Genomic DNA, 24,501 nt, shown 5'->3' on the forward strand with positions numbered 1-24,501 from the left:
CGAAATGAATGCCAGCCTTCAGGCGGGGCTGTTGCCACCGCGTTCCAGTTCCTCGGCAAACTGCAGCAGCTGCTTCACCAGCTCGCCCGCCTGCCGCTCGTCGGCCTGGATGCGCCGCGCCACGACCTCGTGCAGGTTCAGCATCGCGGCCTCGAGGCTGCGCGGCAGATGCGGCGCATCTTCACGACCGCGGCCGCGGCGCTCCTGCTTCTGGCGGATCCGCTCGGCTAGTTGCGACAGGCGGTCGAGGATCGTCGCCGCCATGCTGCGATTGTCCTCGAGATGGGCGCGCCCCTCCTCGGTGATCGAGTAGCGCTTCTTGGTGCCGTCCATTTCCGCGGTCACGTACCCGGCTTCCTCCAGATAGGTGAGCGTCGGATAGACGACGCCGGGGCTTGGCGCGTAGAAGCCGTAGGTGAGATCTTCGATATATCTTATGATCTCGTAGCCGTGGCGCGGCTCCTTCTCGATCAACGCCAGAACCAGCAGCCGGAGATCGCCCTGCAGCAGGAAGCGGCCAATCCGTCCCTCCCCATCGTCACCGCCATGGCCACCGTGACCGCCGGGTCCACCCGGGCCACCCTGGCCCGAACGTCCGAAGCCGCGGCCAAATCCGCCGCGGGCCGCGAACAGGCCGGCCCAGTCGCGGTGTCCATGATCGCGGCCATGTTCATGACCGCCATGCTGTCCGTCGTGTCTTGCGTCGTGTTCGTTTCCGAACATGTTCAGCTCCTTTCGAGACTGTCTTTCGATATATCTAAGTTACGCCGAATGCTGCGCGTGTCAAGTGTGTTTCGATATATCTAAGATGGGTCTTGGTCAGGCTCTACGAGCGGCTTCCGAACGAACGGCGTAAGGGCTCGGAAACGCTTTGCGTGCATGATCTTCCGGCACGTCACCAGGATCAGCTCCAGCCATGCTTCCCTTCTCCGGCATCAAGGCCCGCAACGCCGAACGCAGGCGCACGCGCATCACCGGCACCGTTCGCTACGGCCTGCAAAAGACGCAGGGGCGGGTGATCGACCTCTCCGCCGCAGGCCTCGCGCTTCAGCTCGATCGCCCCCTGCATGCAGCTACCGGAAGCCGCATCCGCATCGAGAGCGAGGAGTTGGGGCTGATCGACGGCACGGTGCAATGGTGCCAGGGCCTTCGGATCGGTGTCCAGTTCGACCGCAGCTCGAATGCCTGGGCAAAGGTGTCGTCGTATTTCCGCTTCTACCACGGACGCGCCGGCGGTCGTTTCTGACCGGCTGCATCGCCCCACCCCGATTCCCACCCCTTTATTCGTGGGGGCGCCTCGGCGTTCCTCCCCGTCACCTGGCTGACCGGCGGTGGACGACGGCGTCGTTCGTCATTTTCCTGATGCGTCGCTGCGACATAGCTCCTACACTTCCGCTGCAACCGACTGTTGGAGAGGTCCATGTCAACCCTGTTCACCCCACCTTCCATGACGCGCCCGATGACGCGCCGTTCGCTGCTCGGCGGTATCGCTGCAGGCTCCGCGCTCGTCATGCTGCATCCGTTCGCAGCCCGCGCCCAGGCCAATCAGGCGCATCTGCGGATCATGGAGACGACGGACATCCATGTGAACATCATGCCCTACGACTACTATGCGGACAAACCCAACGACACGATGGGACTGACGCGGACCGCAAGCTTCATCGACCAGGTGCGCTCCGAGGCCGGAAACTCGATGCTGATCGACAACGGCGACCTTCTGCAGGGCAACCCGATGGGCGATTACATGGCCTATCAAAAGGGTATCAAGCCAGGCGACCTGCACCCGGTGATGAAGGCGATGAACGCGCTCGGCTACGATTGCGGCACGCTCGGCAATCACGAGTTCAACTACGGCCTGGAGTTCATGTTCAACGTCCTCAACGGGGCGCAATTCCCGATCGTCTGCGCCAACCTCACCAAGGGCCAGCTGGCATCGGAGGCGCGCAAGGATGAGCTGTTCTTCAAGCCCTACGTGATCATCGAAAAGCAGATCCGTGATGGCTCCGGCGCCACCAGCCCGGTCAAGGTCGGCTTCATCGGATTCGTGCCGCCGCAGATCATGGTCTGGGACGCCAAGAACCTCGAAGGCAAGGCGCAGACGCGCGACATCGTCGAGGCCGCCAAGGCCTGGGTGCCGGCGATGAAGGAAGAAGGCTGCGATATCGTCGTGGCGCTGTCGCATTCCGGTATCGACGGCAACGGCCAGAGCGAGCGGATGGAGAACGCTTCGCTCTACCTCGCCGGCGTCGAAGGCATCGATGCGATCTTCACCGGCCACCAGCACCTGGTCTTCCCCGGCCCCAAGGACTTCGAGGGCATCACCGGCGCCGATGCCAAGCAGGGCACGCTGATGGGCAAGCCCGCCGTCATGGCCGGCTTCTGGGGCTCGCATATGGGCCTCATCGACCTTCTGCTGGAAAAGGATGGTTCGAGCTGGAAGGTCGTCGACTTCACCTCCGAGGCGCGGCCGATCTACCATCGCGACGACAGCCGCAAGGTCGTCGCCGATGTCAAGGACAAGCCGGAGATCGTTGCCGCGGTGAAGGAAGAGCACGAAGCGACGCTCGCCTATGTCCGCCGCCCGGTCGGCAAGACATCCGCGCCGCTCTACTCGTACTTCGCGCTCGTTGCCGACGACCCGTCGGTGCAGATCGTCTCCAATGCCCAGACCTGGTACGTGAAGAACCTGCTGAAGGACGGCAAATACAAGGACTTCCCCGTGCTTTCGGCCGCAGCTCCCTTCAAGGCGGGCGGCCGCGGTGGCGCCGATTACTTTACCGACGTGCCGGCCGGCGATATCGCCATCAAGAACGTCGCCGACCTCTATCTTTATCCGAACACCGTTCAGGCCTTGCTGATCACCGGCGCGCAGGTAAAGGACTGGCTGGAAATGTCGGCCGGCATGTTCAACCAGGTGCCCGCCGGCAGCAAGGATGCACCGCTCTTGAACAGCGGCTTCCCGTCCTACAATTACGACGTGATCGACGGCGTCACCTACCAGATCGACCTGTCGCAGCCGACGCGTTTCGACAAGGACGGCAAGCTGATCAATCCGGACGCGCACCGCATCGTCGAGCTGACGTTCGACGGCAAGCCGATCGACCCGGCGCAGAAATTCGTCGTCGCGACGAACAACTACCGGGCCGGTGGCGGCGGCAAGTTCCCCGAGATTGCCGCCGACAAGGTGATCCTCGTGGCACCCGATACCAATCGCGACGTGGTGGTGCGCTACATCATCGAGCAGGGCACGATCAATCCGACCGCCGACGCCAACTGGTCGTTCAAGCCACAGGCCGGCACCACAGCCGTGTTCGAGAGCGGCCCCAAGGGACGCCAGTATGCGGGCCAGGTGAAGGGCGCAAAAATCGAGGATGCCGGTGATGGCGCCGAGGGATTTGCCAAGTTCCGCCTGGTGCTCTGAGGCACATCACTGTTCTTAGACGCAGCAAAGCCGTCGGCACCTCACAGGTGCCGGCGGCTTTTCGATCATGGATGAAGGTGCGGCGCGGCGTTGGAACGCCACCTCAGGCAGCGTCAGGCGACGGCGGTTCTGCAGGCGCGGATAGCGTCAAGGAAGTCTTCGGGCGGGCAAGGCTTGGACAGCCAGAGCCGTACCACCTGCGGAACGTCAGGACCGGTGTCTCCTGCCTCTTTCGTGCGGGATGTGTGGACGATGAACGGGATGCGCCGTTGCGTCAGGATCTCGGCGATCTCGGTCGAATCGCCATCTTGGACGCGGGTTTCGATGACGGCCAGTCGCGGATGGTGATCGACCAACCATGCCAACGCATCGGCGCAGGAGGTTACGGTAACGATCGGACCGCAACCCTCCTGTTCCAGCAGTTCTTCCACATAGATGGCGATCAAGGCTTGATCCTCCAGAAGGAGAACCTCTCCTTCTTCCAGATCGACGTGCATCGGTTCTCCCGTACGAGAAGGTTGCCTGTCAGTTTAGACAAAAGCCGGGGCATGTCTGGTTCCGTCTGCCAGCGTACGCAACGCCACCTGTAAGAACATGATGCTATACGGGCAACTGTCTGAAAATACAGGGGCAGATCGGCCGAGACCTCAGTTCTCGCCTCACGCCAGCCATAGCTATGGGCGCTACAGAATTGAGCCAGATCCGCAACCGACTGCTTGCCCTGCTACCACCTATCGAACTGGAAAAAGTCGGTTCAGCGCTCTCGCCCATCGAGCTTCCCAAAGGCTTCGTCATCGTTAAGCCGGACCAGCCGATAGATTTCGTCTACTTTCCGACATCGGGCATCGGCTCCGTCGTTACGGTATCGCCGGAAGGCCACCGGGCCGAGGCCGGCATGTTCGGCCGCGAGGGCTTTTCCCCGACGCCTGCCGGTGTCGGCGGCAACATCAGCATCCACGAGGTGGTGATCCAGGTTGAAGGCGCCGGATACCGGATTTCCTTCGCCGAATTGACGTCTGTGCTCGCCGGCTGCCCGGTTCTGGCAAACCTGCTCGCCCGCTTCATCCACGCCTTCGGCTCTCAGATCTCGTTCACGGCACTCTCCAACGCCGTGCACAATATCGACGAGCGGCTGGCCCGCTGGCTGCTGATGTGCCACGACCGGGTGGATGGCAACGAGATCCTGCTCACCCACGAGTTCATTTCGCTGATGCTCGCCGTCCGCCGGCCAAGCGTCACGACGGCGCTGCATATCCTCGAGGGAAAGAAGCTGATCCGTGCCGAGCGTGGCCGCATCAGTGTGCGGGACCGGGCCGGCCTCGAATCGTTCGCGGGGGACGTGTACGGCAAGCCGGAAGAGGAATATCGACGCCTGATCGGCGAACTGTAGGACGCATGCGCTTCCAGCCTCAGCCGCGCAGACGGCCTGCCTGCTCTGATACATCGCCTTCGAGCGGAAGCGCCATCAGCCGGTGATATTCTTCATCGGCCCGGCCGTAGGTGTCGATGGCGAACGTCTCCATTGCCGCACGGTTGCGCATGGTGATCAGCCCGCGTTCGGCGCGGATCAGTCCCCGACCTTCGAGAAGATGCAGAGACGAGGTGACGCTCGGACGGCGCACCGACAGCATCAGGGCGATGAACTCGTGAGTGAGGGCGATCTCGTCGCCTTTGACCCTGTCATGACACAGAAGCAACCAGCGCGCGAGCCGCTCCTCGACGCTGTGGACGGCGTTCGCCAGAGCGGTCTCCGCCAGCTGCGCCGTAAATCCGATAATGGCTCGCAGAAGCAGTTGCTGCAGCACGGGGCATTCGGCGACATGGTGCGAGAAGGTGTCCAGCGGCATGCGGCATGCTTCGCCCGCGAGCTGAATGGTGATATCTCCGAACCGTCCAACCGGTCCCGCCGCAGCGGCCACGGGAAGAAACCCTTCGGCGCCAATCAGGCCGGCCTCAGCGACCTTGCCTTTCGGCGAGACCGCAATGACGGAAGCGATGCCGGATGTCGGGAAGTAGACGTGGGTCGCAGCCGACGCCGGCGTAGCGAGCTTCTCGCCTTTTATCAGCTCCACCCGCTCCAGATCCGGGCCCAGTTGTTGCGCCTCACGGTCCGGCAGCCGGGCGAGCAGAAGATTTCCGGCGCTCAGACGCAGGGAAACATTCACGGAACATCCTTCCTGGTTGTCGGCGGCTCCCTCAGGGGCGGCCTCGTCAACCGTGGCGCGTGCTTGGCAGGGACAAACCGCAAATCACGACGAAAGTTCCCTGACGACGAGACTTCTCTGTCTTTTAGCGTACCGGAACTCTCCTGGCGCACGGACATTAACTTGCGAGCATGATGGAGACGATGATGACCACCGGCAATCCAGACCTGCTATCCGCCGACACGGCGCGCGCCCTGCAATTGCTGAAGGCAGCATTGCCGGATGTAGAGCGCATGGCCGGTCGCTATTTCCGGTCATCGGAAGAGATTGCCATGCTGACGGCCAGAACGCTGATGAGGGCGCGCGAGGCAATCCGGCGCGATCCTGCCGAGATTGAAACGGAAAGCGACATGCGCGCACTGCTGTTCCGCATCCAGCACCAGCACGTCCAGGAACTCCTTTGCCAGGATACGCGCAACGTCGGCTAAACGCCTCAGTGCAATTGCGCGGTCGTCTTTCCGAAATGCTCCTGGGTGAGCCCGTTCAGAATCGCGGCAATGTCGGCCTGTCCGTCCGTGAGCCTGTAGGGTAGACCACTGGCAGAAGAGTGGGCGTTCGATCCAACGACGAAGAGAAACGGCACGTCGAGCTGCAGCAGGCGTTCCGACAGATCAAACAGCTCTGAGGCTTCGAGCGACACGTCGATCACGACGCCTCCCGAGCGGATCAGCTCCGCGTCATCCACCTCTTCTGGCCGGAATGGACCGCTCAGCTTGATGCCTGAACGACGCCACGCCGCCCTCACTGTATCCAGAACCAAGCCGGCATCGGCCACGACAATGATTTGGTATGTCTGCACGCGGTTGCCCGGGATTTGAACTCACGAACGTCATTACGTTCCACGGGGCAACTGGTTCAGCGGCGACGCAAAAATCCCGGCACCGGGTGGCTATTCAGCTGCCAGGCGCTCCTCGTCGGGCGGTTGGCGGTGGATCATCGCTGCCATCTGATCCTGCCCCGGGCACTGGGCCAGCCGTGCGGCCAGATTGTCGAGCAGCCACTGCGTGGCGGGCCCGGGCGGGTTGGCAGTCCGCCTGACGGCGTAAAGCGGATAGAGCGTGCTTTCGTAGGCATCGATCTCCAGCGCCACCAGCCGGCCGCTCGCCAGATCCTCATGGATCAGCGACGCCGGCAGCCCGCCCCAGCCAAGTCCGCCACGGATCAGCTGGTGCTTTGTGGCGATGTCGCCGACGCGCCAGGTCTTGTAGGACAGCACGTTGAAATCGCGGCCCCGGGTGATACCCGAAGCATCGGTCACCACCAGCTGCACTTCCTCGCGCACATCGAAGCGGGTGAGCGGACGGCGCAACTGCGCCAGCGGATGGATGCTGGCAACCACCGGCACCATGTAGGAGTGACCGATCCTGTCGACCATCAGGGTATCGTCTTCCTTCAGCAGCGGACCGCCGATGCCGACAGAAGCACGGCCGCTCGACACCATGTCCATGACCATTCCCAGTTCCCCGGAGTTGAGGTGCAGCGCCACCGACGGATAGCGCTTGCCGAACTCGGTGAGCGATTCGACGATGGCGTGGATCGGCACCATGTTGCTGATGGCCAGCGAAACCTCGGCTTCCAGGCCCTGCTTCAGGGCCTTCGCCCGTGCCCGCATTACCTGCAGGTCGGCCATGATACGCCGCGAATCGGCAAGCAGCGCCTTGCCGGCCTCCGTCAGCCGCGTCTGGCGGGATCCGCTGCGGTCGAACAGTGCCATCTCCAGCTGCGCCTCCAGATTGCCGATCGTATAGCTGATCACCGACTGGGCGCGATTCAGCTGCCGTGAGGCGGCCGAGAAGCTGCCGGTTTCGGCCACGGCGAGGAATACCTGAAGCTGGTCGAGAGTGGGATTGGCATCCATGAGTTCTATCGAGATCCTAGATGGGTTGGTTCTACATTATCGGCATTTTCTCGATGGCTGTCTATTTCTATGTGTGGTGACGAAGAAGGCATGCCACCCCGACCTGCCTTGTCCCCAGGGCCGCGGCGAAAGCTGCCGGACCGGTTCCCGTTACAATCTCGAACGTCAACATCTGGAAAGTGCTCCCATGTCCAACATCCTCCTCGTCACCTCGAGCCCGCGCGGCGCCGAATCGGTCTCCAACAAGATCGCCGGCGATCTGGCGCAGGCCCTGTCGCAGAGCACCGGCGGCACCATCGTGCATCGCGACCTCGGCACCTCGCCGATCGCGCATCTCGACACGGTGACGACATCGGCCATCCGCAAGGCTCCCGCCGATCGCGATCCGCAGGAAGCCGCTGCCGCCGCGATCTCCGACCAGATGGTCGCCGAACTCTTCGCCGCCGACCAGATCGTCATCGGCACCGGCCTCATCAACTTCAACATCTATTCGGCGCTGAAGAGCTGGATCGACGCCATTGCCCGTGCGGGCATGACCTTCCGCTACTCGGCCGAAGGTCCGGAAGGCCTGGTCACCGGCAAGAAGGTTTACATCGTGCTGGCTGCCGCCGGCGTCTACTCGGCCGGTCCGGCCGCTTCCCTCGACCATGCGGTGCCTTATCTGAAGACGGTCCTCGGCTTCATGGGCATGACGGATGTGGAAGTGATCTATGTCGAAGGCCTCGCCTTCGGTCCGGAAGCCGTCGCCAAGGCGCTGGCCGCTGCCGAAAGCCGTACCCGCGAACTGGCAATCGCTGCCTGATCCTCAGACGCTTGATGACTGACGCGAAGGCCGTGGCACCCGCCGCGGCCTTTTTCGTTGCGCTCGTGCGGCCGCTCAGGGCTGACGCCATCACCGCAAGCAGGCGTGTGCGCTCACCACCGTCGGGTCAACCTCGTCCAGCCTGTACAGGCATACGCACTCCCAGCACTTCCTTGCTGCCCGAGCGGCCGATCGACCTGCGCCTCAGGCCGTCAGGCCGGCCGTTCTTCGACCCCGTCGCCGAACAGCGACTGTCCGTTCTGGTCGATGATCTGGCGCGCTTTGCGGAAGGTGCAATCCACCGCGTCGTCCATCGAGGTGAACATGTCGGCACGCACGAAGGTGCGCACCAGCCGCTGCCCGCCGACATCTTTCTCGATCCGTCCGGCAAGCCGCAGCTGCGAGCCCTCGCGGATCGGTTCCGCATAGATGGTGCAGCCCGCATGCTCCTGCGGATCGACCTTGGCAGCACTGCCGGCCGTCGGCTTTTCGCCAGTGCCGGAGAGCATCGAGAGGAATTTCGAGATGATTGAAGCCATGCTTTTTGCCTAGCACATCGGCCGGCGAAGCGGAAGACGGGAGCCGTGCCGCCCTGCCCGCCCCCGCCCGCAATGGCGCAACCCGATCACCGTCAGATGATCAGGTTGGCGAGAATCTCGTTGTCGGTGATGTCCTCGTAGCCGAGCCCGGCTGTCTCGAACCGCTGCAGCAGGGCGGCGAAATTCTCCGGCCTGGCGGTCTCGATGCCGATCAGGATGGAGCCGAAATTGCGCGCCGATTTCTTCAGGTATTCGAACCGGGCGATGTCGTCCTCGTCCCCCAGCAGGTTGAGGAAGTCACGCAGCGCGCCGGGCCGCTGGGCCAGCCGCAGGATGAAGTATTTCTTCAGGCCGGCAAAGCGCATGGCGCGCTCCTTGACGTCGGGCAGCCGCTCGAAATCGAAGTTGCCGCCCGATACCACGGCGACCACCGTCTTGCCGCGCACCGCCTCCGGGTCGAGCGACGCAAGTGCGGTGAGCGACAGGGCGCCGGCAGGCTCCAGCACGACGCCCTCGATGTTCAGCATCTCGGTGATCGTCACGCAGATGGCGTTCTCCGGCACCGCCATCACCTGGCTCTCCGGAAAGCGGCTGAGGGCGGCGAAGTTCAGCTCGCCGATGCGCGCCACCGCGGCACCGTCAACGAAATTGTCGACCTTGGCGAGCGTCACCGCATGGCCGGCGATCAGGCTCTGCTTGAGGCTTGGCGCGCCCTGCGGCTCGACCATCAGGAAGGCGTCGTCGCCGAGCCTCGGGCCAAGATAGCCGGTCATGCCGGATGACAGGCCGCCGCCGCCGACCGGCATGATCACCAGGTCCGGCGTCACACCCTCCGGCAGCTGCGCGGCGATCTCGGCTGCCACCGTCGCCTGCCCTTCGATGATGTCGGCGTGGTCGAAGGGTGGCACCAGCATGCCGCCGGTCTCCTCCACATAGGTGCGCGCCGCCGCATAGCACTGGTCGAAAATATCGCCGACGAGACGAATGGTGATGAACTCTCCGCCGAACATGCGCGTCTTGTCGATCTTCTGCTGCGGCGTGGTCACCGGCATGAAGACCACTCCCTGCACCTCGAAATGACGGCAGACGAAGGCAAAGCCCTGGGCATGGTTGCCGGCCGAGGCACAGACGAATACGCGTCCGCTGCCGGCCGTGGCGATCGCCTTGCGCAGGAAATTGAAGGCACCGCGGATCTTGTAGGAACGGACCGGCGACAGATCCTCCCGCTTCAGCCAGATATCGGCGCCGAAGCGGCGGCTGAGGTGTTCGTTCAGCTGCAGCGGCGTCTCGGGAAAGATCTCCCGCATTGCCAGCATTGCATCATCCACAGCTGCATTCGTCATTATCGTCCATCCGTTGAATTTGGGAGCGTGGCCCGCTATGCCATAGCTGGTCGGAAGAGACAAAAGCTTCTTTCCGCAGCCGGCCCGTCGTGCCGCTGCCAACACATCGGGACCTCCAGCTTTTGAACGCCACCCTGTTTCGGTCTTCGATCTACATCGCCGCGCTCTGCGGAATGTACCTGGCGGCGGCAATGTTCGTTCCGGCGGCCGTCGATCTCTACTACGGCAACCCAGACTGGCGCCTGTTCGCGCTGTCCGGCACCATTGTCGGCGGCCTGTCGCTGGCAACCGCGCTTGCGACGCGCGGCGCGCCGCCAGTGTTCAACAAGCGGTTCGGGTTCTTCCTCGTCAATCTGCTGTGGGCGGTGTTCTCGCTGATCGGCGCCCTGCCCTTGTACCTGTCGCCGCTTGATCTCACCTTCGCCCAGTCGCTGTTTGAGTCGATCTCGGCGATCACCACCACGGGCTCGACCGTCATTCCAGGCCTCGATTCTATGGCGCCTGGCATTCTTGTCTGGCGGTCGCTGCTCTGCTGGCTGGGCGGCATCGGGATTGTCGCACTCGGGCTGTTCATCCTGCCGTCGCTGCATGTCGGCGGCATGTCGATCTTCAAGCTCGAATCGTCGGAAACCAACGACAAGCCCTTCGCCAAACTCGCGAGCTTCACCCGCGCCTTCCTCGCCGTCTACCTAATGCTGACGCTGTCGTGCATGATCGCCTACGACATCGCGGGCATGAGCCATTTCGACGCGCTGAACCACGCAATGTCGACGGTTGCGACGGCCGGCTTCTCGACGCACGACGCATCCTTTGCCTTCTTCGACAACGAGGCGATCCTGGTCATCGGGACGATCTTCCTCGCCCTCTGCAGCCTGCCCTTCTCCGTGCTTATCCTGCTGGCGATCCGCGGCCGGCTCGACACGCTCCGCGATCCGCAGATCATGGTGTTCCTCGGCTATCTCTGCAGCTTCGGCATAGCGCTCGGCATCTACCACCACCTGCGCAACGGCGTTCCGATCGACAGCGCGCTCGTTCATTCGTTCTTCAACATCGCCTCGATCCTGTCGACGGGCGGTTTTGCCAGCGACGACTATACGCTCTGGGGACCGTTCGCCGTGGCGCTGGCGCTGTTTGCCACCTTCATGGGCGGCTGCTCGGGGTCGACGGCCGGGGGCATCAAGGCCTACCGCTTCGTCATCATGTTCAATGTGGTGATGGCCGGGCTGAAGCGGCTGGTCTATCCGAATGCCATCTATCCGGTGCGCTATGGCAATGCGACCGTCGATGCCGAGGTGCAGCGCGGCGTGTTCCTGTTCGTCATCCTGTTCATCTTCCTCTGGGTCGCCGGCACGCTCGGCATGACGCTCATCGGCTATGACATCCTGACGGCCACCTCGGCGGTGGTCACGGCGCTCTCCAACACCGGCCCCGGCATTGGCCACATCATCGGCCCGGTCGGCAATTTTTCGACCATCACCGATCCGGCGCTCTACCTGCTGTCGCTGATGATGCTGCTCGGCCGTCTCGAGGTCTTGACAGTGCTGGTGCTGCTGACGCCGGTCTTCTGGCGCCGGTGAGGCCATCGGATCCTGCCGCAGACAGCAGCAGTAGCAACCGATCTCGCCCACCCGAACTGCGGAAAATCGCGATAGAAACGGCTGGTGCGGACGACGGGGATCGAACCCGTATACCCGAAGGCGAGAGATTTTAAGTCTCTTGCGTCTACCAGTTTCGCCACGTCCGCGTTAGGGCTGTCTTCCGCCGGTTGCGGCGAAAATGCAAGTGCATGTTTCACCGGAATCGTCGATCCGCGGACGTTGCCTTCTTGACCCGCCGGTGAGCCCGTGTCGGGTTGCCGCTGCCGCCCGGGTCTTGCCTGAGGATGCGCTGGAACCGCAGCCGCGCTGTAGTGTTGATCGCTTGAGAAACCAAGGACGCCGCAATGAAAGCCAGACACATATTCGCAGCCCCGGTCATCCTGATGCTGGCCGGCTGCACGACCGCTCCCGGCACGCTTGAACCGATTCCCGGCAGCATCACCTATGGCGGCCAGCCGCGCACCAAGCTTACCAAGGCGCCGATCGGCAGCATCGTCGAGCACGAGTTCAACGACGGATCGCGGCAGGTGATCGAAACCTATGTGATCGAGCCGGACCGGTCGTTGAGGCTTGCGACGCGCCGCTACCGGCCTGCGCTCATCAGCTTCGGCGACGACTGAGCGCTGCGGCTTCTGCGCCTGCGCCGGACCGTCCGGCTTCGTACGTCTGGCGCTCTTGCCGGGTCGGAACGCAACCCTATGTTCCGCCAACGCAAGAATACGTGCAAGGATCGCGCAGTGAAGTACCGCTTTCTCATCGTCGAAGACAGCCTCCTCATCGCCATGGACCTCGAAGAAGCCGTCACCCGCAGCGGCCACGATGTCATCGGCATCGCACCGGACATGACCGTGGCGCTGAATTATGCGGGCGACGCCGACATCGCCTTCGTCGACGTGCGGCTGGCCGATGGCGAAACCGGGCCGCAGATCGCCCGCATCCTGGTCGAGCGCGGGCTGACCGTGCTATTCGTCACCGGCAATCCGATGCTCGTCGAGGGCCGCGATGCCGGAGCGCTGGGCGTGATCGCCAAGCCCCTCACCCATCAGGCGGCAGCCGACGTCATCCAGTTCGTCGTCGACTGGAAGGATGGCCGGCCGCGCAACCCGCCGGCGCGCCTCAAGCTGTTCCAGCCGCTGTCATCGTCGACGGCCTGAGCCCAACGCCCTCCGCGCCGTCATCTCCCGCTCATCCGAACGCAGAAAAGGGTGCCGACCGGCCGGTCGGCACCCTTTTCTGTTAAATGGCCATGTCGCCGCGATCAGGCGGAGAGCTTGGCGGCCAGCTTTGCCACATGCGCACCCTGGAAGCGGGCGCCATCCAGCTCAACCTGCGAAGGCATCCGCGAGCCGTCGCCATTGGTGATGGTCGACGCGCCGTAGGGCGAGCCGCCCTTGACTTCCTCGGTGCCCATCTGGCCCTGGAAGGCGTAAGGCAGGCCGACGACGACCATGCCCTGGTGGAGGAAGGTCGGGATGAAGGACAGGATGGTCGATTCCTGGCCGCCATGCTGGGTGGCCGTCGAGGTGAAGGCCGAGCCGATCTTGCCGGTCAGCTTGCCGGTGAACCACAGGCCGCCGGTCTGGTCCCAGAAATTGCGCATCTGCGATGCCATGGTGCCGAACCGGGTGCCGGCGCCGACGATGATCGCATCGTATTCAACGAGGTCGTCGACCTTGGCGATCGGCGCGGCCTGGTCCATCTTGTAGTGCGATGCCTTGGCCACCTCGTCCGGAACCAGTTCCGGAACGCGCATCACGGTAACGTCCGCGCCTTCCGACTTGGCACCCTCGGCAACCGCATAGGCCATCGTCTCGATATGCCCGTAGGTGGAATGATACAGCACCAGAACCTTCGCCATGTCTTCTCTCCATGTCCGTCGCGGTCCACGATGGCACCCGCGTTTCAACCGAACTTAGCCTTTCCACGCCAGCCGTCCAGCCCGGCGTGCCGGGACGGACTGTTCGACATTCGTGAACGCGGAGCCTCGGCCGGTCAGCAAATGGCAACAGCGCCGTGCCCACGATCGCTCTTTTTCCAGCGCCCGTTTTGACCTAGAACAGCAGCATCAATTTCCGTGAGGGTATCCCATGACGTCTCAGACCGTGACCGCCGCCATCCTGGCGATCGGCGACGAACTTCTGTCCGGCCGCACCAAGGACAAGAACATCGGCCACCTCGCCGACGTGCTGCTGCTATCGGGCATCGACCTCAAGGAAGTGCGCATCGTTGCCGACGAACAGCCGGCGATCGTCGAGGCGGTGAATGCGCTGCGCGCCCGCTACACCTATGTCTTCACCTCGGGCGGCATCGGCCCGACGCATGACGACATCACAGCCGACGCGATCGCCGCGGCCTTCGGCCTGCCCTGCGAGCACGACGCTGAGGCCATGCGCCTGCTTGGCGAGATGTATGCCCGACGCGAAATGGAATTCACCGAAGCCCGCCAGCGGATGGCCCGCATGCCGCGCGGCGCCCGTCACATCGCCAACCCGGTCTCCACCGCGCCCGGCTTCATCGTCGAGAACGTCTATGTCATGGCCGGCGTGCCGCAGGTCTTCCAGGCAATGGTCGACAACATCCTGCCGGAGCTTGCAACGGGCACGCGGATGCTGACGCGGGCGCTTGCCTGCCCGTACGGCGAAGGTGATATCGGCACGCTGCTGGCGGCGGTGCAGAAGGCGCATCCGCAGACCAGCATCGGCTCCTATCCGAAGTATGACGGCCAGAGGTTCTCGACCGAACTGGTGGTGCGGGCGCGCGATGTGGGCGCCCTCGATGCGGCAGCCGATGCAATCGTGGCGATGATCGCATCGCTGGACAAGACCCGCGCCGAAGCGCATCCGGGACCCGAAACCTGAAGCGAAACCGGTAGCGGCCGACCGCTCCTTGACCCGCCTCAATGCGCGTCCCATGTCCTGTGCAAGGCTGGCACGCAAAGACCCGCCGATAGCGTCAGAGGAGTGAAACCGCCATGAGTTACCGAACCATTGTTGCCGTGCTGGACGACGAGCGCAATGCCGTCGCCGTCACCGATTTCGCGGCGGCCCTGTCGCGCGAATTCTCCTCCCACGTGGTCGGCCTGCACGCCGAGGTGCTGGCAACGGTGCCGCTGATCGCGCCGATGGAGATCCCCGATCCGACCGCAACCCAGGTGCTGCAGCAGGTGGCGCATACCGAAACCCGCAGGATCGCCGAGGTGTTTCGCGCCCGCGCCGAAAGCGAGGGTCTCTCGTATGAATGGCGCACCTTCGTCGCCACCACCGGCTACGGTTCGTCGCATGTGCTGGAATGCGTCCGCTCAAGCGACCTGATCATCGCCTGCCAGAACGATCCGTCCGGCGATGCCGACAACCGCGCCGACCTCGAGACGCTGCTCTTCGACAGCGGGCGTCCGGTGCTCCTCGTTCCGCACGTGATGCGCACGCCGCAGCCGATCCGCCGGGTGCTGATCGCCTGGAACGGCTCGCGCGAAGCTTCGCGGGCCGCCTTCGATGCCCTGCCCTTCCTGCAGCGCGCCGAAAGCGTCGAGATCTTCTGCGTCGATCCGCCGGCTGCGAACGGCCCGGCCGCCGGACAGGCCTCCGACCTCGCCGGCTCCGATCTTGCGGCGGCGCTGTCGCGCCACGGCGTCAACGTCTCGCTGCGCACCGAGGAGAACCCGGAGGTCTCGACCGCCGCCGCCATCGAAAAGCGTCTGCAGGACGACAGCGTCGATCTGCTGGTGATGGGCGGCTACGGCAATGCACGCTGGTGGGAGATGCTCTTCGGCGGCGTGACCCGCAGCATCCTGACGTCGCTGACGGCCTTGACGCTGCTGTCCCGCTGATCCGCTCGTCGGCCTGGCCGGCATCTGCATGGGAGTTCAGCCCATGGCGAGAACCAACTGCCGCGCCTTCCATCGGCGCGGCCTTTCGACCAATGCGGCGGCAAGGCCTGTGGGCAAGTGCCACCAGAGAGCGACTGCTGCCGCATGCAGCTTGCAAGACCCTCGCTATTGCCGCTAATACCAGCGGCCAACGGGCCACTCTGAAAGCGTCGGCCCAGCGGGCTGCAGCGGAATGGCGGCGGCCTTTCCCTGTCGCGCCGTCCGGAGCCCTGACGATGTCTCTGCCTGAAAAAGCCTTCCCCGTCTCCTGGGACCAGTTCCACCGCGATGCCCGCGCGCTCGCCTGGCGGCTTGCCGGCCTCGGCGAGGAGTTCCGCGCCATCGTCTGCATCACCCGCGGCGGTCTGGTGCCGGCGGCGATCATCTCGCGCGAGCTCAACATCCGGCTGATCGAAACGGTCTGCGTCGCCTCCTACCACGACTACGTCAACCAGGGCGAAATGCACATGCTGAAGGGCATCGCCGCCGAACTCATGGTCGATGGCGGCCGCGGCGTCCTGGTGGTCGACGATCTCACCGACACCGGCAAGACCGCGTCGCAAGTGCGCGGCCTGATGCCGAACGCCCATTTCGCCTGCGTCTACGCAAAACCGAAGGGCGTGCCGACCGTCGATACCTTCATCACCGAGGTCTCGCAGGACACCTGGATCTACTTCCCTTGGGATATGGGCTTCACCTACCAGGAGCCGATCGCCAAGGGCCCGAAAGCTTGACGCACTGCGCTTCGACTTAAAAAAAGGCCCGTCGGATCGCGCTGATCCGGCGGGCTTTTTTGTGCCAGCCGTATCGACGGCCGGACGACAGCGGCGGCTGAGGGATGCGCATTTCGCCTAGCTCAGGTCGTGCAGGTCCCTGCCGAGCGCCGGGCCGAGGCTGAAGTCGGAAAACCGCACCGAAAGCCCGGCCCGCTCCGGCGTGCAGCACATCGGCCCGACGCTGTAGCTGTCGGCGCGCGGAAACGGCGCGAGCCGGACGAGTGGCCAGAGGATGCCATCCTGCGACGCCTGTACCCGGACAACGCCGTCCTTCACCGTCAGCCGCATCCAGAAGTCGCCGGCGTCACCTGCATAAGGAGCGGTCGCCCAGTCCGAGCGGTCGACGGGTCAGCACGCTCGACAGCATCGGCCTTCCGTCGGAAATCTCGATGCCCGCCTTCAGCCAGCGCGCCTCGTCGAGCCGTACCATCAGCCCCGCCTGGTCGTAGAGGCTGTCGAACCGGGCGCGGATCCGCAGCTGCGCGGTGAAATCCGGACCCGTCGCAAAACCCAGCATGTGTCCGCTGTCGCGGGTGAAGCCGTAATGCGTCTCGCGCCAGAAGTCGGTGGCCTTGTCGGTGACCACGGCAAGGTCGCTGTCCTCGATGGTGTGCTGCTGCGGCGGGTTCAACCACGTTCCCGCTTCCCAGCCTGACTGTCCCGACATCGCGTGCTCCCTGATGTTCTCATAACGGCTGCATTCTGCACGCCCGCCGGCCAAGGTCCACCATCGAGGCGGTTCCGGATACCGCATACGAAAAAGGCGCCGGATCGCTCCGGCGCCTTTTAAAGCTCGGTGTTCGGTCGCTCAGGCGGCGGCGCGGTAGCCCTGCGGGGCACCGGCGGAGCCGTTGAGGCGGAACTTGGCAAGGATCTCGGTGAGCTGGCGGCTTTCCGAAGCAAGCACCTGGCTTGCCGCCGTCGTCTCTTCCACCATCGCCGCGTTCTGCTGCGTCATCTGGTCCATATGGTTGACCGAGGTATTGATCTCGCCGAGTGCCGCGGCCTGTTCGCCGGCGGCGCGGGCGATCGATGCCACGTGGTCGTTGACGCGGTTGACGAGGTCCTCGATCTCCTTCAGCGCTTCGCCGGTCGACAGGACGAGCGTCACGCCACCCTTCACCTCTTCCGCAGAGGTGTGGATGAGCGTCTTGATCTCCTTGGCGGCATTGGCCGAGCGCTGGGCAAGTTCGCGGACTTCCTGGGCGACGACGGCGAAACCACGTCCGGCTTCACCGGCGCGGGCTGCCTCGACGCCGGCGTTCAGCGCCAGCAGGTTGGTCTGGAAGGCGATCTCGTCGATCACCGAGATGATCTGGCTGATCTTCTGCGAAGACTGCTCGATGCGGCCCATGGCGTCGATGGCGTCGCGGACGATGCCGCCCGAACGGCCGGTGCTCTGCTTGGTCTCGGTGACCATCCGCGTCGCTTCATTGGCGCGGTCGGTCGACATGCGCACCGTCGAGGTGATCTCTTCGAGCGCTGCTGCGGTCTCTTCCAGCGATGCGGCCTGCTGCTCGGTGCGGCGGGCCAGCTGGTTTGAGGCCGACGACAGTTCGCCGGAATTGTCGGAGATCGTGCCGGCAGCGCCGCGCACGTTTTCCATCGTCGCACGCAGCGTGCCCATGGTGGCGTTGACGTTCTGCTGCAGTTCGGCAAAGGCGCCCTGGAACTGGCCGCGCATGTCCTGCGTCAGGTCCTGCTCGGCGAGCGCCGCAACCACGCGGCGGACTTCGGTGACGCCACGGTCGACGCTCTCCACCAGTTCGTTGACGCTCGAGGCAAAGCGCTCAAGGTCCTGGTCTTCGTAGCTCTTCTCGATGCGCTGGCTAAAGTCGCCGGCGGCGGCGGCGGCGACGATGCCGCTGATCGAGACCTGCAGGTCCTTGCTCTGACGGTTCAGAGCCTGTTCCTGGGCTTCCATCTGGCGCATGTGGATTTCATTGGCTCGGAAGATCTCCAGAGCCCGGGCCATCTCGCCGATTTCGTCGAGGCGGTCGGTGTCGGTGACTTCACGATCGGTGCGGCCCTTGGCCATCTCGCTCATGACGCCGGTCATGCGGCGGATCGGGCCGGCGATGCCGCGGCGGGCGATCAACAGGCTGAGGGCGACGCCGGCTGCGATGCAGACCGCGGCGGTGATGCCGAGCACCATGACGGTGAACTGCGATTCGCCGATGGCATAGGCGCGCGAATTGGACAGCGTGTTGGCGGAGTAGGTGCTGTAGACCTTGACGGCGGCGGTGACCGCCTTCTGGCCGTCGAGTGCCTTGGACAGCGCATCGGCCATGACCTTGGGATCCTTGCCGGCGTCACTTCCGGCGATCTTCACCATGGCGCGGATGCTGTCGAAGTATGACCCGAGGCTGGTGCGGATGTCGGCCAGCTGCTTGGTTTCCTCGGCATCGGCCGTGGCGGCGATCTTGGGCAGGCGCTCCAGCATTTCCTTGGCGCGCTTCTCGGTTTCGGCGGCAAAATCTGCGGCCTTTTCCGGTGCGAATGCCAGCTGATAGGTCATGCGGCTGATGGCGATGATGTCAACGCGCAGGTCCATGGCTTCGCGAGCCACCTCCTCGCGGGCGCCGGTATCCTTCAGCGCTGACCCCAGGGAAAACAGACCTTGTGCACCGACCGCGGCAATTGCGGCCGCCGCCGCGCCCATGAGCACGACGACAAGGCTGACCTTCTTCAAAATGGATAGATTCTTGATGCTCACGGTACGGACTCCGACCAAAGGGATCTCATGCGACGGGCAGCCACCGCTGGCCCGCATGGATCGACAGGCCAGCCGCTCGTCCACACCTTCTAAGGATCGAAAGTTAAAAAAGTGGGCGAAGTATCGGATTTTACAACCGGTCGTAGCTTCGGTCACCGCCATCTCGGCCGAGCCCGGTTTCTGTCCTCCCTCACCAGCCTCTTCCGGCAAGCCATTGAGTTCCTTGAGTGATTCGCCTGTCCCCGTTTTCCACAGGGCAGACCCACAATATCTTGTGGTTAAGAGATGATTGCGATCTATGCCTTGACGGAATCACGCATTCGAACGAGATTGGATTTCATGTTGCGGCGGCGACTGGACCGGAGATACGAGGCCGGTTCTCTTTCGGAATGGACGGACTGACGACGTGCCTGGGCGGCTTTACACCCGCCTCGGCAATCGCGGTCGCGTGCCTGGCGGAAGTCGCTTAAACTGTGATTGGCACTGGCGCAAAGAAACTGTTAATACCATATTTAGTGTTTGCAGGCACCATCCGTCACAAGATACAGTTAGACATCCAAGATGATTCACGGATGATGGAATTTTTACCGGCTGCCCATGATGGCGAGCGGCCGGACGGACACGTGCGCCCGAAAACGCGGCGCCGAACTGACGAGGGATAAGGCAATGCGCATCGAACGTCGTTTCACCAGGCCTGAGACAGGTGCCTATGGGGAGATCGAATTCCGCAAGGCGGTGAGCGAGATCCGCAATCCCGACGGTTCGATCGTCTTCAGGCTTGCCGATATCGATGTGCCGACGCAGTTCAGCCAGGTGGCAACCGACGTTCTGGCGCAGAAGTATTTCCGCAAGGCCGGCGTCCCGAAGATGCTGAAGAAGGTCGAGGAAAACGACGTGCCGTCGTTCCTCTGGCGTTCGGTTGCCGACCTCGAGGCAATGAAGAACCTGCCGAAGGAAGAGCAGTACGGCTCGGAGACCGACGCCCGCCAGGTGTTCGACCGTCTCGCCGGAACCTGGACCTACTGGGGCTGGAAGGGCAAGTACTTCACCTCGGAAGAAGATGCGGCCGCCTTCAAGGACGAGCTTGCCTACATGCTGGCCACCCAGCGCGTTGCCCCGAACTCGCCGCAGTGGTTCAACACCGGCCTGCACTGGGCCTATGGCATCGATGGCCCCGGCCAGGGCCACTTCTACGTCGACCCCTTCACCGGCAAGCTGACGAAGTCGAAATCGGCCTATGAGCACCCGCAGCCGCATGCCTGCTTCATCCAGTCCGTCGAGGACGATCTGGTCAACGAAGGCGGCATCATGGATCTCTGGGTGCGTGAAGCGCGCCTGTTCAAATACGGCTCCGGCACCGGCTCCAACTTCTCCTATCTGCGCGGCGAAGGCGAAAAGCTGTCGGGCGGCGGTCGCTCGTCCGGCCTCATGTCGTTCCTGAAGATCGGCGACCGGGCTGCCGGCGCCATCAAATCGGGCGGCACCACGCGCCGTGCGGCCAAGATGGTCGTCGTCGACATCGATCACCCGGATATTGAAGCCTATATCGACTGGAAGGTGAAGGAAGAGCAGAAGGTTGCCGCCCTCGTCACCGGTTCGAAGATCGTCGCCCAGCACCTGAAGGCGATCATGAAGGCCTGCGTCAACTGCGAGGCCGACAACGAGGCCTGCTACGACCCGAACCAGAACCCTGCCCTGAAGCGTGAGATCAAGGCTGCCAAGAAGGACCAGGTTCCGGAAAACTACGTCAAGCGCGTCATCCAGTTCGCCCGCCAGGGCTACAAGGACATGGAGTTCAAGACTTATGACACGGACTGGGATTCGGAAGCCTATCTGACGGTCTCCGGCCAGAACTCCAACAACTCCGTCTCGCTGAAGGATGACTTCCTGCGCGCCGTCGAGAATGATGGCGACTGGAACCTCACCGCCCGGAAGGACGGCAAGGTGATGAAGACGCTGAAGGCGCGCGACCTGTGGGAAAAGATCTCCTACGCCGCCTGGGCGTCGGCCGATCCGGGCCTGCACTTCAACACGACGATGAACGACTGGCACACGTCACCTGCCGCAGGTCCTATCCGCGCCTCCAACCCGTGCTCGGAATACATGTTCCTCGACGACACGGCCTGCAACCTTGCCTCGCTGAACCTTCTGCGGTTCAAGGACGCGACGACCAAGAACATCGACATCGCGGCCTACGAACACGCCGTTCGCCTGTGGACCGTCGTGCTTGAAGTCTCCGTCATGATGGCGCAGTTCCCGTCGCGCCAGATCGCCGAGCGCTCCTACGAATACCGCACGCTCGGCCTCGGCTACGCCAATATCGGCGGTCTGCTGATGTCGTCCGGCATCCCCTACGACTCGACCGAAGGCCGCGCCATCGCCGGCTCGCTGACGGCGATCATGACCGGCGTCTCCTACGCCACGTCGGCCGAGATGGCCTCGGAACTCGGCCCCTTCCCGGGCTTTGCGCCGAACCGCGACAACATGCTGCGCGTCATCCGCAACCATCGCCGCGCCGCCTACGGTGAACAGACCGGCTATGAAGGCCTGTCGGTCAACCCGGTACCGCTCATCGATGCCGACAACCCCGACCAGGATCTCGTCGCCCATGCCAAGGCTGCCTGGGACAAGGCGCTGGAGCTCGGTGAAAAGCACGGCTACCGCAACGCCCAGACGACGGTGATTGCGCCGACCGGCACGATCGGTCTCGTCATGGACTGCGACACGACCGGCATCGAGCCCGATTTCGCCCTGGTGAAGTTCAAGAAGCTCGCCGGCGGCGGCTACTTCAAGATCATCAACGGCGCCGTTCCGGAAGCCTTGCGCACGCTGGGCTATTCGGAAAGCCAGCTGGCCGAGATCGAGGCCTATGCCGTCGGCCACGGCAACATCAACCAGGCACCCGGCATCAACCCCGGTTCGCTGCGCGCCAAGGGCTTCACCGACGACAAGATCGAGGCGATCAACGGCGCCACCAAGGCCGCCTTCGACATCAAGTTCGTCTTCAACCAGTGGACTTTGGGCATCGACTTCCTGAAGGACACGCTGAAGGTTTCCGACGCGCAACTCGCCGACATGAGCTTCAACCTGCTTGAGCATATCGGCTTCTCGAAGAAGGACATCGAGGCCGCCAACATCCACGTCTGCGGTGCGATGACGCTGGAAGGCGCGCCCTTTCTCAAGTCCGAGCATCTGGCGGTCTTCGATTGCGCAAATCCGTGCGGCAAGATCGGCAAGCGCTACCTGTCGGTGGAAAGCCACATCCGCATGATGGCGGCCGCCCAGCCGTTCATCTCGGGCGCCATCTCCAAGACGATCAACATGCCGAACGAGGCGACCGTCGAGGATTGCGGCGCCGCCTACATGCTGTCCTGGAAGCTCGCGCTGAAGGCCAATGCGCTCTACCGCGATGGCTCCAAGCTCTCCCAGCCGCTCAACGCCTCGCTGATCGAGGACGAGGACGACGAGGATGCGCTGGAGGACCTGATCCAGCAGCCGGCGGCCGCCCAGGCGGTCACGGTTACCGAAAAGATCATTGAGCGGGTGGTGGAGCGCGTCACGCGCGAGCGTGAAAAGCTGCCGAACCGCCGCCAGGGCTATACCCAGAAGGCCAATGTCGGCGGCCACAAGGTGTACCTGCGCACCGGCGAATTCGGCGATGGCCGCATCGGCGAGATCTTCATCGACATGCACAAGGAAGGTGCCGCCTTCCGGGCGATGATGAACAACTTTGCCATCGCCATCTCGCTGGGTCTCCAGTACGGCGTGCCGCTCGAAGAATATGTGGAGGCCTTCACCTTCACCAAGTTCGAACCGGCCGGCATCGTCACCGGCAACGACGCGATCAAGAACGCCACGTCGATCCTCGACTACGTGTTCCGCGAGCTCGCCGTCTCCTACCTCAGCCGCCATGATCTGGCGCATGTGGACACGTCGGACTTCTCGCAGACCGCACTCGGCAAGGGCATCGAGGAAGGCAAGACCAACCTCGTCTCCACCGGCTGGACGCGCGGGTACAAGCCGACGCTCGTCTCGGGCGGTTCCGACCGTCTGGCATCCGGCGAGCCGAAGGGATCGGCCACCGCCGCCCCTGCCCGGGGCTCATCGACCAACGTCACCTCGTTTGCCGGCTCGGCTGCCCGCAAGCTGGAAACGACACTGGCCATCTCGACTTCGGAAGTCGTCTCCTTCAAGCGCGACTACGAGGAGCGCGCCAAGGAACTGACGGAAGAGATTGCCGACGAGGCGATCGCCGACGAAGGCCAGCAGGCGGCCACCGCCCTCTTCTCCGACAAGGCCGAGGCAGACGCCGCCGCCGCCAAGACGGAAGCCAAGAAGAAGGAAGCCGACCGCCGCATGAAGTCGATCATGCAGGGCTACACCGGCAACATGTGCTCCGAGTGCCAGAATTTTACGATGGTGCGCAACGGGACTTGTGAGAAGTGCGACACGTGCGGCGCAACGAGTGGCTGCAGCTGAGGTAGAGCTGAAGGTCCGAATTGCGTGCGGCCCGGGGGAAACCCCGGGCTGGACTTAAAGGTGGAACATATAGCGAACGAGATTCTATATGAATGTGACATCCAGCACCGGACGTACGCCACCGAGACAGATACGTTTAGCGTTGCGAAAAGAGGTAGGGTTTGGATGCCCAGTCTGCGGTTCCCCGCATCTGGAGTATCACCATTTTGATCCGCCTTGGGCCGAGCGGCATCATCATGCGCCGGAAGGTATGATAGCTCTCTGCGCCCGTCATCATGACGAAGCAGATGGCGGCGCATTCACAAAAAATCAATTGCGTGGACTGAAAAGATCAGGGCGCACGCACGTTCAGAGTAAAGTCAATTGGAGACGGCGCCATACCATATTTGATTGTGGAGGGAATTATGCCTACCAATGCGGCGCGATGCTGACGGCCCGTGGAATTGATATGATATACTTCGAAAAGGATGACGAAGGCTACGATACACTTTCTCTGAATATCTATGATGTGTGCTTAAACCCAGTCGTCGTGATGAGGCAAAATGACTGGATCACGCGCAGTGATCTGGATGAAATTGAAGCAGCTCCCCGGACGCCAAAGTTGATCATCCGATCGAAGATCCACCGCATTGATCTTAGGATCGAATTCATCGACCGCGAAAAAATGAGTGCTGCCGAATTAGAGCTCTCGTCGGGCATGGGCATTCCGGAAGATGAAAACGTTCTATTAGTACGACTACGTGGTGAAATACCGGCCCCTTGTCACGCGCGATTTACTGATCGGGAGCTCGTAGTTAATGAGCGCATGAATTTCACCGGAAATCGTATGATCAATTGCGGGAAAGGAATTGTCATAGGCTGAACGGATGCTGCCGATTTAGCGATGAATGCTGGAAACAC

General features: G+C 63.2%; 22 protein-coding genes, 1 tRNA gene and 1 pseudogene. 13 read left to right on the top strand and 11 right to left on the bottom strand.

What is annotated here, in order from left to right; translation table 11 throughout:
* Positions 1-18: 18 nt before the first annotated feature.
* Positions 19-723, bottom strand: a complete 705-nt coding sequence (locus tag ACR65N_RS00895; protein WP_440455402.1) for a PadR family transcriptional regulator — start codon at positions 721-723, stop codon at positions 19-21.
* A 193-nt stretch (positions 724-916) separates the two neighbouring features.
* On the opposite strand from ACR65N_RS00895, the gene ACR65N_RS00900 reads away from it, so the two are divergent.
* Positions 917-1,246, top strand: a complete 330-nt coding sequence (locus ACR65N_RS00900) for a PilZ domain-containing protein (protein WP_430308016.1) — start codon at positions 917-919, stop codon at positions 1,244-1,246.
* Positions 1,247-1,447: 201 nt separating this feature from the next.
* The gene (locus tag ACR65N_RS00905; protein ID WP_440456096.1) at positions 1,448-3,421 is read left to right on the top strand and encodes a bifunctional 2',3'-cyclic-nucleotide 2'-phosphodiesterase/3'-nucleotidase; all 1,974 of its coding nucleotides are present in this window, start codon (positions 1,448-1,450) and stop codon (positions 3,419-3,421) included.
* Positions 3,422-3,534: 113 nt separating this feature from the next.
* Here the strand turns inward: ACR65N_RS00905 and ACR65N_RS00910 are convergent, their stop codons facing one another.
* On the bottom strand, positions 3,535-3,918 hold the full coding sequence (locus ACR65N_RS00910) for a response regulator (RefSeq protein ID WP_440455403.1): 384 nt from the start codon (positions 3,916-3,918) through the stop codon (positions 3,535-3,537).
* Between the two features lie 194 nt (positions 3,919-4,112).
* On the opposite strand from ACR65N_RS00910, the gene ACR65N_RS00915 reads away from it, so the two are divergent.
* Positions 4,113-4,811 (top strand): Crp/Fnr family transcriptional regulator, encoded by a 699-nt coding sequence (locus ACR65N_RS00915; protein ID WP_430308014.1) that lies wholly within the window; start codon positions 4,113-4,115, stop codon positions 4,809-4,811.
* Positions 4,812-4,830: 19 nt separating this feature from the next.
* On the opposite strand, the gene ACR65N_RS00920 is transcribed toward ACR65N_RS00915, so the two are convergent.
* On the bottom strand, positions 4,831-5,586 hold the full coding sequence (locus ACR65N_RS00920) for a Crp/Fnr family transcriptional regulator (protein WP_440455404.1): 756 nt from the start codon (positions 5,584-5,586) through the stop codon (positions 4,831-4,833).
* 185 nt (positions 5,587-5,771) lie between these two features.
* On the opposite strand from ACR65N_RS00920, the gene ACR65N_RS00925 reads away from it, so the two are divergent.
* The gene (locus tag ACR65N_RS00925) at positions 5,772-6,053 is read left to right on the top strand and encodes a hypothetical protein (protein WP_440455405.1); all 282 of its coding nucleotides are present in this window, start codon (positions 5,772-5,774) and stop codon (positions 6,051-6,053) included.
* A 5-nt stretch (positions 6,054-6,058) separates the two neighbouring features.
* On the opposite strand, the gene ACR65N_RS00930 is transcribed toward ACR65N_RS00925, so the two are convergent.
* Positions 6,059-6,424 carry a hypothetical protein gene (locus ACR65N_RS00930; protein WP_440455406.1) on the bottom strand — a complete coding sequence of 122 codons (366 nt, stop codon included), beginning with the start codon at positions 6,422-6,424 and terminating at the stop codon, positions 6,059-6,061.
* A 90-nt stretch (positions 6,425-6,514) separates the two neighbouring features.
* Entirely contained in the window at positions 6,515-7,483 is a 969-nt protein-coding gene (locus ACR65N_RS00935; protein ID WP_440455407.1) for a LysR family transcriptional regulator, read from the bottom strand.
* A gap of 187 nt (positions 7,484-7,670) precedes the next feature.
* On the opposite strand from ACR65N_RS00935, the gene ACR65N_RS00940 reads away from it, so the two are divergent.
* Complete coding sequence (locus tag ACR65N_RS00940; protein WP_430308009.1) at positions 7,671-8,285, top strand: FMN-dependent NADH-azoreductase; 615 nt, start codon at positions 7,671-7,673, stop codon at positions 8,283-8,285.
* Positions 8,286-8,497: 212 nt separating this feature from the next.
* On the opposite strand, the gene ACR65N_RS00945 is transcribed toward ACR65N_RS00940, so the two are convergent.
* On the bottom strand, positions 8,498-8,824 hold the full coding sequence (locus ACR65N_RS00945) for an HlyU family transcriptional regulator (protein ID WP_440455408.1): 327 nt from the start codon (positions 8,822-8,824) through the stop codon (positions 8,498-8,500).
* A 92-nt stretch (positions 8,825-8,916) separates the two neighbouring features.
* The gene (gene ilvA / locus ACR65N_RS00950) at positions 8,917-10,167 is read right to left on the bottom strand and encodes a threonine ammonia-lyase (RefSeq protein WP_440455409.1); all 1,251 of its coding nucleotides are present in this window, start codon (positions 10,165-10,167) and stop codon (positions 8,917-8,919) included.
* A gap of 122 nt (positions 10,168-10,289) precedes the next feature.
* On the opposite strand from ilvA, the gene ACR65N_RS00955 reads away from it, so the two are divergent.
* Positions 10,290-11,744 carry a TrkH family potassium uptake protein gene (locus ACR65N_RS00955; RefSeq protein ID WP_440455410.1) on the top strand — a complete coding sequence of 485 codons (1,455 nt, stop codon included), beginning with the start codon at positions 10,290-10,292 and terminating at the stop codon, positions 11,742-11,744.
* An 82-nt stretch (positions 11,745-11,826) separates the two neighbouring features.
* On the opposite strand, the gene ACR65N_RS00960 is transcribed toward ACR65N_RS00955, so the two are convergent.
* Positions 11,827-11,911, bottom strand: a tRNA-Leu gene (locus tag ACR65N_RS00960).
* A gap of 198 nt (positions 11,912-12,109) precedes the next feature.
* On the opposite strand from ACR65N_RS00960, the gene ACR65N_RS00965 reads away from it, so the two are divergent.
* Together ACR65N_RS00965 and ACR65N_RS00970 are read left to right on the top strand one after the other, a co-directional pair.
* Positions 12,110-12,385: a hypothetical protein gene (locus tag ACR65N_RS00965; protein ID WP_440455411.1), complete on the top strand. Its 276-nt coding sequence runs from the start codon at positions 12,110-12,112 to the stop codon at positions 12,383-12,385.
* 78 nt (positions 12,386-12,463) lie between these two features.
* On the top strand, positions 12,464-12,919 hold the full coding sequence (locus tag ACR65N_RS00970) for a response regulator (RefSeq protein WP_430308004.1): 456 nt from the start codon (positions 12,464-12,466) through the stop codon (positions 12,917-12,919).
* 104 nt (positions 12,920-13,023) lie between these two features.
* Here ACR65N_RS00970 and wrbA read toward each other — a convergent pair whose 3' ends face one another.
* Positions 13,024-13,623, bottom strand: a complete 600-nt coding sequence (gene wrbA / locus ACR65N_RS00975; protein ID WP_430308003.1) for an NAD(P)H:quinone oxidoreductase — start codon at positions 13,621-13,623, stop codon at positions 13,024-13,026.
* Positions 13,624-13,852: 229 nt separating this feature from the next.
* On the opposite strand from wrbA, the gene ACR65N_RS00980 reads away from it, so the two are divergent.
* The 3 genes from ACR65N_RS00980 to gpt all read left to right on the top strand — a co-directional run bounded on the left by ACR65N_RS00980 (position 13,853) and on the right by gpt (position 16,364).
* Entirely contained in the window at positions 13,853-14,623 is a 771-nt protein-coding gene (locus tag ACR65N_RS00980) for a competence/damage-inducible protein A (RefSeq protein WP_440455412.1), read from the top strand.
* 113 nt (positions 14,624-14,736) lie between these two features.
* Positions 14,737-15,591, top strand: a complete 855-nt coding sequence (locus tag ACR65N_RS00985) for a universal stress protein (RefSeq protein WP_430308001.1) — start codon at positions 14,737-14,739, stop codon at positions 15,589-15,591.
* Between the two features lie 275 nt (positions 15,592-15,866).
* The gene (gene gpt / locus ACR65N_RS00990) at positions 15,867-16,364 is read left to right on the top strand and encodes a xanthine phosphoribosyltransferase (protein ID WP_430308000.1); all 498 of its coding nucleotides are present in this window, start codon (positions 15,867-15,869) and stop codon (positions 16,362-16,364) included.
* A 117-nt stretch (positions 16,365-16,481) separates the two neighbouring features.
* On the opposite strand, the pseudogene ACR65N_RS00995 reads toward gpt, so the two are convergent.
* Together ACR65N_RS00995 and ACR65N_RS01000 are read right to left on the bottom strand one after the other, a co-directional pair.
* Positions 16,482-17,073, bottom strand: a pseudogene (locus ACR65N_RS00995) (DUF1349 domain-containing protein).
* 141 nt (positions 17,074-17,214) lie between these two features.
* On the bottom strand, positions 17,215-19,122 hold the full coding sequence (locus ACR65N_RS01000) for a methyl-accepting chemotaxis protein (RefSeq protein ID WP_440455413.1): 1,908 nt from the start codon (positions 19,120-19,122) through the stop codon (positions 17,215-17,217).
* Positions 19,123-19,788: 666 nt separating this feature from the next.
* On the opposite strand from ACR65N_RS01000, the gene ACR65N_RS01005 reads away from it, so the two are divergent.
* Together ACR65N_RS01005 and ACR65N_RS01010 are read left to right on the top strand one after the other, a co-directional pair.
* Positions 19,789-23,601 carry a vitamin B12-dependent ribonucleotide reductase gene (locus ACR65N_RS01005; protein ID WP_440455414.1) on the top strand — a complete coding sequence of 1,271 codons (3,813 nt, stop codon included), beginning with the start codon at positions 19,789-19,791 and terminating at the stop codon, positions 23,599-23,601.
* Between the two features lie 88 nt (positions 23,602-23,689).
* Complete coding sequence (locus ACR65N_RS01010) at positions 23,690-24,463, top strand: HNH endonuclease signature motif containing protein (protein ID WP_440455415.1); 774 nt, start codon at positions 23,690-23,692, stop codon at positions 24,461-24,463.
* The last annotated feature ends 38 nt before the right edge of the window (positions 24,464-24,501 follow it).

The sequence above is a fragment of the Rhizobium sp. SAFR-030 genome (genome assembly GCF_059415005.1).

Coding starts and splice junctions, on each gene's coding strand:
- ilvA (WP_440455409.1), bottom strand. CDS start 10,167: ATGACGAATGCAGCTGTGGATGATGCAATGCTGGCAATGCGGGAGATC.
- gpt (WP_430308000.1), top strand. CDS start 15,867: ATGTCTCTGCCTGAAAAAGCCTTCCCCGTCTCCTGGGACCAGTTCCAC.
- ACR65N_RS00895 (WP_440455402.1), bottom strand. CDS start 723: ATGTTCGGAAACGAACACGACGCAAGACACGACGGACAGCATGGCGGT.
- ACR65N_RS00910 (WP_440455403.1), bottom strand. CDS start 3,918: ATGCACGTCGATCTGGAAGAAGGAGAGGTTCTCCTTCTGGAGGATCAA.
- ACR65N_RS01005 (WP_440455414.1), top strand. CDS start 19,789: ATGCGCATCGAACGTCGTTTCACCAGGCCTGAGACAGGTGCCTATGGG.
- ACR65N_RS00980 (WP_440455412.1), top strand. CDS start 13,853: ATGACGTCTCAGACCGTGACCGCCGCCATCCTGGCGATCGGCGACGAA.
- ACR65N_RS00985 (WP_430308001.1), top strand. CDS start 14,737: ATGAGTTACCGAACCATTGTTGCCGTGCTGGACGACGAGCGCAATGCC.
- ACR65N_RS00965 (WP_440455411.1), top strand. CDS start 12,110: ATGAAAGCCAGACACATATTCGCAGCCCCGGTCATCCTGATGCTGGCC.
- wrbA (WP_430308003.1), bottom strand. CDS start 13,623: ATGGCGAAGGTTCTGGTGCTGTATCATTCCACCTACGGGCATATCGAG.
- ACR65N_RS00970 (WP_430308004.1), top strand. CDS start 12,464: ATGTTCCGCCAACGCAAGAATACGTGCAAGGATCGCGCAGTGAAGTAC.
- ACR65N_RS01010 (WP_440455415.1), top strand. CDS start 23,690: ATGAATGTGACATCCAGCACCGGACGTACGCCACCGAGACAGATACGT.
- ACR65N_RS00925 (WP_440455405.1), top strand. CDS start 5,772: ATGACCACCGGCAATCCAGACCTGCTATCCGCCGACACGGCGCGCGCC.
- ACR65N_RS00905 (WP_440456096.1), top strand. CDS start 1,448: ATGACGCGCCCGATGACGCGCCGTTCGCTGCTCGGCGGTATCGCTGCA.
- ACR65N_RS00900 (WP_430308016.1), top strand. CDS start 917: ATGCTTCCCTTCTCCGGCATCAAGGCCCGCAACGCCGAACGCAGGCGC.
- ACR65N_RS00935 (WP_440455407.1), bottom strand. CDS start 7,483: ATGGATGCCAATCCCACTCTCGACCAGCTTCAGGTATTCCTCGCCGTG.
- ACR65N_RS00940 (WP_430308009.1), top strand. CDS start 7,671: ATGTCCAACATCCTCCTCGTCACCTCGAGCCCGCGCGGCGCCGAATCG.
- ACR65N_RS00945 (WP_440455408.1), bottom strand. CDS start 8,824: ATGGCTTCAATCATCTCGAAATTCCTCTCGATGCTCTCCGGCACTGGC.